Raw genomic sequence first — 11860 nt, 5'->3', positions numbered from 1 at the left:
ATCTTTTGACTTTGACTTTTCAAGATCAAGAGATCGCAGCCTTCGGCAGCTCCTACAAACGTGGTGTTTTTTTGAGAACTTTCCGACAGGTTTTGACGGTTGTCGCTCGGAAGTGGCGTGGATAGGCTTTGGGGGTCGCTGCAAATTCAGCGACCGGGCTTGGTCGCCCAGGTTTAGAATGGTGCACTTTTCGTGCAGGCTTCATGGCGAACTGTGCGTGGGAGGGCTTTGGCCCTGCCGGGTTTCCATTCCCTGGTCGACCAACCTGCGTACGGTTCGCCACCCTCCTGCTTGGTCGCAGTGGTGGCGAACTCCAAATCCTCGAATGGAGTTTCACCATGTTCAAAGCCACACCGAATCCCCCTGAAACCGACGACGTTTCGCCCTACGAATCCCTCGATTCGAAAAAACTCCACGACGCCGCCGAACGCGCGCTCGACCACTACCTCAATCCCACTCCGAAAAAAACCGAAGGCCGCAAGCCAAGCAGGATGTTTATGGTTGCGCCGGACATGGATAACGAAAGTCTGCTGGCCAATGTCTGCGAGTCACTGGCCTCAGCCAGCGTCATGACCAGCGACATTGCCGCGTATGTCGATGCTCCGCAACGGCATACGCTCCTGGCGATCCAGCAGGTCATCATGCTGGCCGAGCTGGCGGTGAATCGGGTTCTGGATAACGTCGACGTGCCGAAGCCTGCGCCACACAGCTGATCCCTTGTGGGAGCGAGCCTGTTCGCGATAGCGGTATGTCAGTCGATATCAATGTTGAATGACCAATCGTCATCGCGGGCAAGCCCGCTCCCACAGTGGAGCGGCGTACACCCGCCAACCTACAGGCCGAGCGTTAGCTCGCCTGCTGCTTTTGATCTTGATCCACCCGCCCCTTCGGGAGGCTGAGCGCAGGTGTTCATCTGGGGATTGGCGCGCAGCGCCGTTCGACGCAGTCGAACCCATCGCATGTAGGTCGTAGCGAAGCAGACCGTAGGGCGATGCCCCCAGATGGATACCGGAGCGAAGGAACCCCGAGCCTAAGCGAGGGGCCGGACGCTTGGGGCGAGCGTTTTTTGCTTCCTTTTTTAGGCGCTTGTAAAAAAGGGAGTCGCCGTAAGGGCGAAACCGCCAGCCGCCGTTACCGCAGGAATGGATATGTACCCAATCAACCAAAGCATGGTCGGCCCAAAGGCCGCCAAGGAGCCCAAGACCTGTCAAAACCCTGAACACACACCCTGAAATAGCCAGGGCCATTGAAACCACCCCCCACCTGCCCCATCTAAGACCCATACCCTATTGCGCAGGTGCCCCATGACCGACCAGCAAGAATTCCCCGAAGACCCGAGCGAATACGCCGAAACAGACAAAAACGAACACCCTTCAACCGGCAAAGGCCTCACCCTGCCTGGGCAGAACCTGCCGGACAAGGTCTACATCATCCCGATCCACAACCGGCCTTTCTTCCCGGCGCAAGTGCTGCCGGTGATCGTCAACGAAGAGCCGTGGGCCGAGACTCTCGAACTGGTGAGTCAATCCGACCACCATTCCCTGGCCCTGTTCTTCATGGACGCTCCCCAGGACAACCCGCGCCATTTCGACACCAAAGCCCTGCCGGAATACGGCACGCTGGTCAAAGTCCATCACGCCAGCCGCGAAAACGGCAAACTGCAATTCGTCGCCCAGGGCCTGACCCGGGTGCGCATCAAAACCTGGCTCAAGCACCATCGCCCACCGTACCTGGTGGAAGTCGAATACCCGCACCAGCCCACCGAGCCGACCGACGAGGTCAAGGCCTATGGCATGGCGCTGATCAATGCGATCAAGGAACTGCTGCCGCTGAACCCGCTGTACAGCGAAGAGTTGAAAAACTACCTCAACCGCTTCAGCCCCAACGATCCGTCGCCCCTGACCGACTTCGCCGCCGCCCTGACCTCGGCCACGGGCAGCGAACTGCAAGAAGTGCTCGACTGCGTTCCGATGCTCAAGCGCATGGAAAAAGTCCTGCCGATGCTGCGCAAGGAAGTCGAAGTCGCGCGCTTGCAGAAAGAGATTTCCGCTGAAGTTAACCGCAAGATTGGCGAACATCAGCGCGAGTTCTTCCTCAAGGAACAACTCAAGGTCATTCAGCAGGAGCTGGGGCTGACCAAGGACGACCGCAGTGCCGACATCGAACAGTTCGAGCAACGCCTGACGGGCAAGGTGTTGTCGCCCCAGGCGCAGAAACGCATCGTTGAGGAAATGAACAAACTGTCGATCCTCGAAACCGGATCGCCGGAATACGCGGTGACCCGCAACTACCTCGATTGGGCGACTTCGGTGCCGTGGGGCGTGTACGGCGAGGACAAACTCGACCTCAAGCATGCGCGCAAGGTGCTGGACAAACACCACGCCGGCCTCGACGACATCAAGGACCGCATCCTCGAGTTCCTCGCGGTCGGTGCCTATAAAGGCGAGATCAGCGGCTCCATCGTGTTGCTGGTGGGCCCGCCGGGCGTGGGCAAGACCAGCGTTGGTAAATCCATCGCCGAATCCTTGGGGCGGCCGTTCTACCGCTTCAGCGTTGGCGGCATGCGTGACGAAGCCGAGATCAAGGGCCATCGCCGTACCTACATCGGCGCACAACCGGGCAAACTCGTCCAGGCGTTGAAAGACGTCGAAGTGATGAACCCGGTGATCATGCTCGACGAGATCGACAAGATGGGCCAGAGCTACCAGGGCGACCCGGCCTCGGCGCTGCTGGAAACCCTCGACCCGGAACAGAACGTCGAATTCCTCGACCATTATCTGGATTTGCGCCTGGACCTGTCGAAAGTGCTATTCGTCTGCACGGCCAACACCCTGGACTCAATCCCCGGCCCGTTGCTGGACCGGATGGAAGTGATTCGCCTGTCGGGTTACATCACCGAAGAAAAAGTCGCCATCGCCAAGCGTCACCTGTGGCCGAAACAGCTGGAAAAGGCCGGCGTATCCAAAGGCAACTTGAGCATTAGCGACACTGCATTGAGGGCCTTGATCGACGGCTATGCCCGTGAGGCCGGCGTCCGTCAGCTGGAGAAAAACCTCGGCAAACTGGTGCGCAAAGCGGTGATGAAACTGCTCGACGAACCGAAAGCCGTCATCAAACTCGGCCCCAAAGACCTGGAAGCCTCACTCGGCCGCCCGGTGTTCCGCAACGAGCAAGTGCTGTCCGGCGTCGGTGTGATTACCGGTCTGGCCTGGACCAGCATGGGCGGCGCGACCCTGCCGATCGAAGCCACGCGCATTCACACGCTCAACCGAGGCTTCAAACTCACCGGGCAACTGGGGGACGTGATGAAAGAGTCGGCGGAAATTGCCTACAGCTACGTCAGCTCCCATCTGAAGCAATTCGGCGGTGACCCGACATTCTTCGATGAAGCCTTCGTCCACCTCCACGTACCGGAAGGCGCAACGCCGAAAGACGGCCCGAGCGCCGGCGTGACCATGGCCAGCGCCCTGCTCTCCCTCGCCCGCAACCAACCGCCGAAAAAAGGCGTGGCCATGACAGGAGAACTGACGCTAACCGGGCATGTACTGCCGATTGGCGGTGTGCGCGAGAAAGTCATCGCGGCGCGTCGGCAGAAGATCAATGAACTGATTTTGCCGGAGCCAAACCGCGGTAACTTCGAAGAGTTGCCGGACTACCTGAAGGAAGGGATTACCGTGCACTTTGCCAAGCGCTTTGCGGATGTGGCGAAGATATTGTTCTGACCCGTAACCTGATCGTTTCCATGTGTTGGGAATAATCAGACTCAACAAAAAGCCCGCTGATCTTTTAAAGGATCGGCGGGCTTTTCATTTATGTCACGGGTCAAGAATGGCAGCTTGCCGGCGCCTACGGCGCTCCGCGCAAGAAGAACACCCACTCTCTGCCCATTTTCCTCTTCTCGAATACGTTCAACTCAACCAACCCATTCAAGGTCGCCGACGCAGTATTGTAAGAGCAGTCCAGGTTCTCCTTCACATTGACCGCCGTAAATTCCTTGGCCATTCCACTCTTGGCCACTTGGTATACAGCTCGTTGCCTCTCGGTCAATTGATCGAAAAAACCGGATTCCAACAACCATCGATCAAAGTTCTCGGCATAAGCCAGACTTTTCCGATAGGCCTCAGTAAAACCACTGACAGCACGCAGAATCACCGAACACTGGAAATCGATGAAATAAGTCAGGTCCAGCTCATCAGCTTCCGTATTCAGATACGAGCGGCCATATTTCACCGGCGCATTGCGCAGCAAAATGCTGATCGCTATATAACGAAAGGCCGAGAAGTCATTTTTGAACATGAACCAGTAAAACAGCGCCCGCGCGACCCGGCCGTTGCCATCGCGAAAAGGATGCTCATAACCCAACGCAAAATGCAGGGCGATGCCTTTTATCAACGGATGAAGATAATCCACTTGATAGGGGTCGTTGTGGGACTGATTGATCCAATTCGACAGCACCTGCAGCCGTGACACCAGCCCTGCTGCGGGCGGCGGCGTATGAACGGTATTGCCCTCGCCATCCTGCACCACCACATCATCGTTGGCCCTGAAAGCCCCGGGTGAATATTGAGTGTCGTCGATGCCCTCGACGCCGACACGATGCATCGCCGTAATCAGCTCGACGCTCAAGGGTTCATAACGCTTTTCCCAGGCGAAGTTCATCATTTTGTAGTTGCCGATGACCATCCGTTCATCCGGCGTACGCGGCAGCCGCTTGCGCTTGAGCATATCTTTTGCCACTCGGGTAGTGGTCGCTGCACCTTCGAGTTGGCTGCTGCTGATGGCTTCATCTTCGATCAGATCGTTGAGCAGGTAGCTGAAATGCGCATGCTCGCCGATCTGGTTGGTCATGTGTTCCAGCGCTGCCGTTGTCGCCTGCCTATCGACGGCAGAAATCGCTTTCTGCGCCAGCGGCGTGAGCACGAAGCGGCCCCATTGGACAGGCTCGCCCAATGGCAGAAGGGTTGAGTACTGGGCGGTCCGGGCTTTTTTGACCAAGGCCCAGCACAGATTCGAGTCCAGCCCCGGCGCCCAGCGGTAGCGTAAGTCATCGAATGGAAGGTAACGCCCCTGATCGTCCAGAGGCTTGAGCAGTGCGAGGTAGTCCGAGAGGCGTTCCTTATTGGGCGATTGCCCCAACCGATCGAACACCGGGTCGGATCTGCCCTTCAGCATGGGCGGCTTTTTCATCATTGCTGTCTCAAAAACTCACGAAACCGAGTCTTGAGTACAACACCGCCCTTGCTCTGACTCAATATCAGACGGATCTGAAATACATGTAGGAGCCGCCGCAGGCCGCGCCTACAAGGGAATGCGGTGAACCAAACCACGAGGTCGAGGCCACCAGGATCAAACCGGTTCTTTTTTCACTCTGAACCACGCCGCATACAACGCCGGCAAGAACAGCAGCGTCAACGCCGTCGCCACAATCAGCCCGCCCATGATCGCCACCGCCATCGGCCCGAAAAACACACTGCGCGATAATGGAATCATCGCCAGCACCGCCGCCAGCGCGGTCAACACAATCGGCCGGAAACGTCGCACCGTCGCCTCGATGATCGCCTGCCAGGGCTTGAGCCCGGCAGCGATGTCCTGCTCGATCTGATCCACCAGAATCACCGAGTTACGCATGATCATCCCGGACAGCGCGATGGTCCCGAGCATGGCGACGAAACCGAACGGCTGACGGAACACCATCAGAAACAACGTCACCCCGATCAACCCCAGCGGCGCGGTCAGAAACACCATGGCAGTGCGTGAAAAACTGCGCAGTTGCAGCATCAGCAACGTCAGCACCACCACGATGAACAGCGGCACCCCGGCCTTCACCGAGTTCTGCCCACGGGCCGAGTCTTCCACCGTACCGCCGACTTCCAGCAGATAGCCGTCCGGCAGTTCGGCGCGGATCGGATCGAGGGTCGGCATGATTTGCTGCACCAGTGTCGCCGGTTGTTCCTTGCCGTAGATGTCGGCGCGAACCGTCACGTTGGGCAGGCGGTTACGGTGCCAGATGATGCCTTCCTCGAAGCCGTATTCCAGCGTGGCAATCTGCGACAGCGCCACGCTGCGACCGTTGTCGGTCGGCACGGCCAGGCTCGGCAGCAATGCCAGTTCAGTGCGCTCATGCACCGTGCCGCGCAGCAGGATCTCGATCAATTCGTTGTCTTCGCGGTACTGGCTGACACTGGCACCGGTCAACGAGCCTCGCAGGAACCCAGAGAGGTTCGCCGTGCTCACGCCCAGCGCCCGCGCGCGGTCCTGATCGACGTTCAGGTACACGACTTTGCTCGGCTCTTCCCAGTCCAGATGCACGTTGGCCACGTGTGGATTCTCGCGAACCTTGGCCGCAACTTTACGCGCCAGGGCACGGACGTCCGCAATGTGTTCACCGGTGACCCGGAACTGCACCGGATAGCCAACCGGCGGGCCGTTTTCCAGACGCGTGACCCGCGAGCGCAAGGCCGGGAATTGTTCGTTGAGGGTTTCGATCAGCCAAGTGCGCAGGGCTTCGCGGTCTTCGATGGTCTTGGCCAGCACCACAAACTGCGCAAAGCTTGCGGCCGGAAGTTGCTGATCCAGCGGCAGGTAGAAGCGCGGCGAACCGGTGCCGACATAAGCCACATAGTTGTCGATCCCGGCGTGATCCTTGAGCAGGCCTTCGAGACGCTTGACCTCCTCGGCGGTGTTGCTCAGGGAGGCACCTTCGGCGAGTTTCAGATCAACCATCAATTCCAGTCTCCCCGATGCCGGGAAGAACTGCTGCGGCACGAAACGGAACAGCACCACGGACGCGACGAACATCACGATGGTCAGCACGATCACCGTTTTGCGCCGGCGCACGCACCACTCCACCAGCCGTCTGACGCGCTGATAGAACGGCGTGCCGTAAGGGTCGGGTTGGCCGTCGCCGGTGCCGTGTTTGGCGGCGTGAATTTTCGCCAGGTCCGGCAGAAGTTTCTCCCCCAGATAAGGCACAAAAACCACGGCGGCCACCCACGACGCCAGTAGCGCGATGGTCACCACCTGGAAGATCGAGCGGGTGTACTCGCCGGTGCCCGATTGCGCGGTGGCAATCGGCAGGAAACCGGCGGCGGTGATCAACGTACCGGTGAGCATCGGGAACGCGGTGCTGGTCCAGGCATAGCTGGCGGCCTTGATCCGGTCGAAGCCCTGCTCCATTTTGATCGCCATCATTTCCACGGCGATGATCGCATCATCCACCAGCAAGCCCAGCGCCAGCACCAGCGCGCCGAGGGAAATCTTGTGCAGGCCTATTCCTAAGTAATACATGCAGGCGAACGTCATCGCCAACACCAGCGGAATCGCCAGCGCCACCACCATGCCGGTGCGCACACCGAGGGAGAAGAAGCTCACCAGCAACACAATCGCCAGGGCCTCCACCAGCACCTGGACGAACTCGCCGACACCGGTTTTCACCGCAGCGGGTTGATCGGACACTTTGCGCAACTGCATGCCGGCCGGAAGGTTTTGCTGGATCCGGGCGAACTCGATTTCCAGCGCCTTGCCCAATACCAGAATATCGCCACCGTCCTTCATGGCCACCGCAAGACCGATGGCGTCTTCAGCCATGAAGCGCATGCGCGGCGCCGGTGGATCGTTGAAGCCACGACGAACGTTCGCCACATCACCGATGCGGAACGTGCGATCAGCGACGCGGATCGGGAAGTTCTTGATCTCGTCGACCGTCTGAAAATTCCCCGAGACCCGTAGCTGCAAACGCTCGCTGGTGGTTTCGAAGAAGCCTGCGGTAGACATCGCGTTCTGTTCTTCAAGTGCCTGCTGCACCGCCGCCAGCGGCACCCCGAGGGTGGCCAGTTTAACGTTGGAGAGTTCGATCCAGACCTTCTCGTCCTGCAACCCGAGCAGGTCGACCTTGCCCACATCCTTGACCCGTTGCAGCTGGATCTGGATGCGGTCGGCGTAATCCTTGAGCACTGCGTAATCAAAGCCTTCGCCGGTCAGGGCATAGATGTTGCCGAAGGTGGTGCCGAATTCATCGTTGAAAAACGGGCCCTGGATACCCGGTGGCAGGGTCTGACGGATGTCGCTGATCTTCTTGCGGACCTGATACCAGAGGTCCGGGATTTCCACCGAATGCATGGAGTCCCGAGCCATGAATGTCACCTGGGACTCGCCCGGGCGGGAGAACGAGGTGATCCGTTCGTACTCGCCGGTCTCCATCAGTTTCTTTTCAATACGCTCGGTGACCTGACGCGACACTTCCTCGGCCGTGGCCCCCGGCCAGTTGGTACGAATTACCATGGCCTTGAAGGTGAACGGCGGGTCTTCGCTTTGGCCGAGCTTGGTGTAGGACAACGCCCCGACGACGGCCAGCAGAAGCATCAGGAACAGTACGATCTGGCGGTTACGCAGCGCCCATTCGGATAGATTGAAACCCATCGGGGATTACTCCTTGTGCGCCAGATTGACCACGCGGTTGGAGCGATCCACCGGGCGCACTTGCTGCCCGTCGTGAAGCACATGAACACCGGCCGCCACCACCCAGTCGCTGGCGTTCAGCCCCTCGAGTACCGGCACGGTTTTCTCGCCAAATGCACCGACCCGCACCGGGACTTTTTTCAAGGTGTTGTTGGCGCCGACCACCCACACGTAGGTGGCGCCGTTTTCTGCGGTGAGGGCCGACAGCGGCACTGACAACGGCACCACTTCGGCGATCTGGATGAACACCCGGGCGCTCTGGCCGAGTTCGGCGGGAACCTTGCCGGCGGTAAAAGCGATACGGGCGGCAAAAGTGCGGGATTTGGGATCGGCGGCAGGCGACAACTCACGGATCTGCCCAGGGAAACGCTGATCGGGTTGGGTCCAGAGCTCCACCGAGACCGGCTGACCGACCTTGAAGCGGCCGAAGCTCTGCTCCGGCAGGCTGATTAACACTTCACGCTCGCCATCGGTGGCCAGGGTAAACACGGTTTGCCCGGCCGCCACCACTTGCCCGACTTCAACCGCACGCTTGGCGACCACGCCATCCTGTGGCGCACGCAACACCGCGTAACTGGCCTGATTGGTCGAAACGTTGAATTCGGCTTTGATTTGCTTGAGGCGGGCCTCTCCGGAGCGGTAGAGGTTTTCCGCGTTGTCGTACTGCGAAGGGCTGACCATCTGCCGCTCCATCAGGGTCTTGTAGCGATCACGCTCGGCGCGCACCAGGTTCAGATTGGCTTCGGCGGCCGCGACCTGGGCACGGGTGGCTTCCAGTTGCAGGCGCACGTCCTGAGGATCGAGTTCCGCCAGGGGTTGGTCAGCCTTGACCCTCTGCCCTTCTTCGACCAGTCGTCGGCTGACTTTGCCGCCAATACGGAAGGCCAGGTCCGGCTCATACCGCGCGCGAACTTCGCCGGGATAGCTTTCCATTGCCTGGGCCGAGGGCTCTGGCTGCACCACCATGGCCGGGCGCACGCTGACCGGAGGGGCTTCTTCATGGCCACACGCCGACAATAAAAAAGCCAGACTGACCGGCAACGCGAGGGGCAAGGCATAGCGCAGCATGGTGAACGACCTTTCGCTAATGGTGCTTGGAATAATTATACTGACCAGTATGTTATTAATAGCAAACTCACCAGTCCAGTATTAAAAGCGAAGAATGTCAGACAATCTTTCCCCACCCAGCGGTCCGGGCCGCCCCAAGGATCTGGCCAAACGCCGGGCAATCCTCGACGCGGCGAAAATCCTGTTTCTGAGTAAGGGATACGCCAACACCAGCATGGATGCCGTAGCGACTGAGGCCGGCGTGTCGAAGCTGACGGTCTACAGCCATTTCAACGACAAGGAGACGCTGTTCTCCTCCGCTGTCGTGGCCAAATGCGAGGAGCAATTGCCTCCGCTGGTTTTTGAATTGCCGGACGGCATCGCCTTGGAAACCGTGCTGCTGAACATCGCACACGGCTTTCATCAACTGATCAACAGCGACGAATCGGTGAACCTGCACCGGCTGATGATGACGCTGGGCAGCCAGGACCCGAAACTCGCACAGATCTTCTTCGAAGCCGGGCCGGAACGCGTGTTGCACGGCATGGAGCGTTTGCTGAGCAAGATCGATCAGAGTGGCGTGTTGAGCATCGACAAACCGCGCAATGCCGCCGAGCACTTCTTCTGCCTGCTCAAGGGCGCGGGGAATTTCCGCTTGCTGTATGGCTGCGGCGAACCGGTAACCGGGGATGCGGCCGAAGCCCACGTACGGGAAGTGGTCGGGTTGTTTATGCGGGCTTATCGGCCCTGAATCCAGCGGAATAAGTGTTGTCTGCAAAAAGATCGCAGCCTTCGGCAGCTCCTACATCGGGCGATGTAAACCCGATCCTGTAGGAGCTGCCGAAGGCTGCGATCTTTTTAGGGCTTGAGCGCTTTCTTCGGATAAATGTCATACCGGCTGGACTTGCCGTCCAGCGCATGGCTCGGCTTCGGCCCATCGATGCACGGCGCCTTGCGCGGGCGCTTGACCACCACCCGGTGACTGGCCAGGGCCAACGCCGCTGCGAGCAGGGCCGGCGCATCCGGATCATCGCCGACCAGCGGCCGGAACAGGCGCATTTCCTTCTTCACCAACGCGGTTTTCTCACGATGGGGAAACATCGGGTCGAGGTAGATCACCTGCGGCGGCTCGCCTTCCCAGTTGCGCATCACCTCGATCGAATTGCCCTTGAGCAAACGCATCCGCGCCACGATCGGCGCTACGTCGAAATCTTCCGCGCCACGTGCCAGGCCATCTTCAAGCAAGGCGCCGATCAGCGGCTGGCGCTCGATCAGGCTCATCTCGCAGCCCAGGCTGGCCAGCACGAACGCGTCCTTGCCCAACCCGGCCGTGGCGTCCAGCACCCGTGGCCGCACGCCCTGGGCGATGCCGACCGCCTTGGCGATCATCTGACCGCTGCCGCCGCCGTACAACCGACGATGGGCCGCGCCACCCTCGACGAAGTCGACCCGCACCGGCCCCGGTGCATCCGGCCCCAGTTGTTGCAGTTGCAAACCCTGCTCGCCCACCTGCAGGGCAAACTCGCCGTCATCCACCTGCAACGGCAAACCCAGGCGCTCGGCCCATTGCTCGGCCTGTGGCTGGAACGTCGCGCCCAAGGCTTCGACATGGATGCGGCAGGCCGCAGGTTGCTCAATCATGGGAAAACACGCTCAAAAAATTAATGATCGGCAAAAACGGCCGATAACCAAACTATCGAGCATTTTGCCAGAGCTGAGCGTCGACCGAGAAAAATGTCAGGCATTCAACGCACATCGATAGGTTACATCTCGCCCCACGGCGATTTTGGCCTGCGAAACTCCCAAGCACTGAGCGGCGTCAGTCACCTGTGGCAAGATTTTTTTGCCCAGGCCCTGGCCGATCAGTCGGGTGATGTGGTGCCGGCGTCGCTCAACTTCCCACCGGTCGATCTGGACAGCCCGGTTGAACCGACCGTCGGCAGCGAGCTGCTGGCGCACATCATTTCCCAGCGCGAATGCAACGTCACAGAAACCCCGGTCCGTCCACCCGAGCCGTTGTTCCTGCCGATTGCCGAGTTCGAAATGGACCTGGCCGATAAACCGGCCCCACCGTTCCCGCCAGAAGAAATCGTCGCGCAACAGAAACAGCAGGACTTCGAAAGCGGCTGGGTTCGCCCGATCGTGCTCACTGCCGGTCAACCGCTGCCCGAGCCTGGTGCCGCACCGCAACCGCGTCCGCTGCACTTGCCAATCGCCGAGTTCGAACTCGACCTGCTGGACAAACCGTTCCCGCCGTTCTCACCGCAAGAGTTGGTGGAACAACAGAAACAACTCGATTTCGATAACGGCTGGGCACGCCCGATCGTTCTGCAGAACCTGCGCATCGCCGCATAAC

The 11860-nt window shown here is 59.6% G+C and carries 8 protein-coding genes; 4 read left to right on the top strand and 4 right to left on the bottom strand.

All coding sequences use genetic code 11. The features are described from left to right. The first annotated feature begins 338 nt into the window (after positions 1–338). Together AC1D2Q_RS21930 and lon are read left to right on the top strand one after the other, a co-directional pair. Positions 339–713 carry a DUF6124 family protein gene (locus AC1D2Q_RS21930; RefSeq protein ID WP_477814515.1) on the top strand — a complete coding sequence of 125 codons (375 nt, stop codon included), beginning with the start codon at positions 339–341 and terminating at the stop codon, positions 711–713. 591 nt (positions 714–1304) lie between these two features. Continuing rightward, positions 1305–3722 carry an endopeptidase La gene (gene lon / locus AC1D2Q_RS21925; protein WP_111454750.1) on the top strand — a complete coding sequence of 806 codons (2418 nt, stop codon included), beginning with the start codon at positions 1305–1307 and terminating at the stop codon, positions 3720–3722. Positions 3723–3846: 124 nt separating this feature from the next. Here lon and AC1D2Q_RS21920 read toward each other — a convergent pair whose 3' ends face one another. The 3 genes from AC1D2Q_RS21920 to AC1D2Q_RS21910 form a co-directional block, all read right to left on the bottom strand. Next, a complete protein-coding gene (locus AC1D2Q_RS21920; RefSeq protein ID WP_477814545.1) occupies positions 3847–5187 on the bottom strand; it encodes a Fic family protein in 1341 nt (446 codons plus the stop codon). Between the two features lie 159 nt (positions 5188–5346). Next, the gene (locus tag AC1D2Q_RS21915; protein ID WP_477814514.1) at positions 5347–8418 is read right to left on the bottom strand and encodes an efflux RND transporter permease subunit; all 3072 of its coding nucleotides are present in this window, start codon (positions 8416–8418) and stop codon (positions 5347–5349) included. A 6-nt stretch (positions 8419–8424) separates the two neighbouring features. Then, positions 8425–9525: an efflux RND transporter periplasmic adaptor subunit gene (locus AC1D2Q_RS21910; protein ID WP_477814513.1), complete on the bottom strand. Its 1101-nt coding sequence runs from the start codon at positions 9523–9525 to the stop codon at positions 8425–8427. A 94-nt stretch (positions 9526–9619) separates the two neighbouring features. Here AC1D2Q_RS21910 and AC1D2Q_RS21905 point away from each other — a divergent pair, with 94 nt between their 5' ends. Further along, on the top strand, positions 9620–10255 hold the full coding sequence (locus AC1D2Q_RS21905; RefSeq protein ID WP_477814512.1) for a TetR/AcrR family transcriptional regulator: 636 nt from the start codon (positions 9620–9622) through the stop codon (positions 10253–10255). A 107-nt stretch (positions 10256–10362) separates the two neighbouring features. Here the strand turns inward: AC1D2Q_RS21905 and AC1D2Q_RS21900 are convergent, their stop codons facing one another. Next, positions 10363–11145 carry a class I SAM-dependent methyltransferase gene (locus AC1D2Q_RS21900; protein WP_086946360.1) on the bottom strand — a complete coding sequence of 261 codons (783 nt, stop codon included), beginning with the start codon at positions 11143–11145 and terminating at the stop codon, positions 10363–10365. 93 nt (positions 11146–11238) lie between these two features. Between AC1D2Q_RS21900 and AC1D2Q_RS21895 the strand changes: the two genes are divergently transcribed. Then, on the top strand, positions 11239–11859 hold the full coding sequence (locus AC1D2Q_RS21895) for an energy transducer TonB (RefSeq protein ID WP_477814511.1): 621 nt from the start codon (positions 11239–11241) through the stop codon (positions 11857–11859). Position 11860 lies beyond the last annotated feature (1 nt).

It is taken from the genome of Pseudomonas sp. P1_A1, from assembly GCF_056406935.1.
The sequence above is the reverse complement of the archived record's forward strand: the minus strand, read 5'-3'. Positions and strand labels throughout refer to the sequence as shown.

Coding starts and splice junctions, on each gene's coding strand:
- AC1D2Q_RS21930 (WP_477814515.1), top strand. CDS start 339: ATGTTCAAAGCCACACCGAATCCCCCTGAAACCGACGACGTTTCGCCC.
- lon (WP_111454750.1), top strand. CDS start 1,305: ATGACCGACCAGCAAGAATTCCCCGAAGACCCGAGCGAATACGCCGAA.
- AC1D2Q_RS21920 (WP_477814545.1), bottom strand. CDS start 5,187: ATGAAAAAGCCGCCCATGCTGAAGGGCAGATCCGACCCGGTGTTCGAT.
- AC1D2Q_RS21915 (WP_477814514.1), bottom strand. CDS start 8,418: ATGGGTTTCAATCTATCCGAATGGGCGCTGCGTAACCGCCAGATCGTA.
- AC1D2Q_RS21910 (WP_477814513.1), bottom strand. CDS start 9,525: ATGCTGCGCTATGCCTTGCCCCTCGCGTTGCCGGTCAGTCTGGCTTTT.
- AC1D2Q_RS21905 (WP_477814512.1), top strand. CDS start 9,620: ATGTCAGACAATCTTTCCCCACCCAGCGGTCCGGGCCGCCCCAAGGAT.
- AC1D2Q_RS21900 (WP_086946360.1), bottom strand. CDS start 11,145: ATGATTGAGCAACCTGCGGCCTGCCGCATCCATGTCGAAGCCTTGGGC.
- AC1D2Q_RS21895 (WP_477814511.1), top strand. CDS start 11,239: ATGTCAGGCATTCAACGCACATCGATAGGTTACATCTCGCCCCACGGC.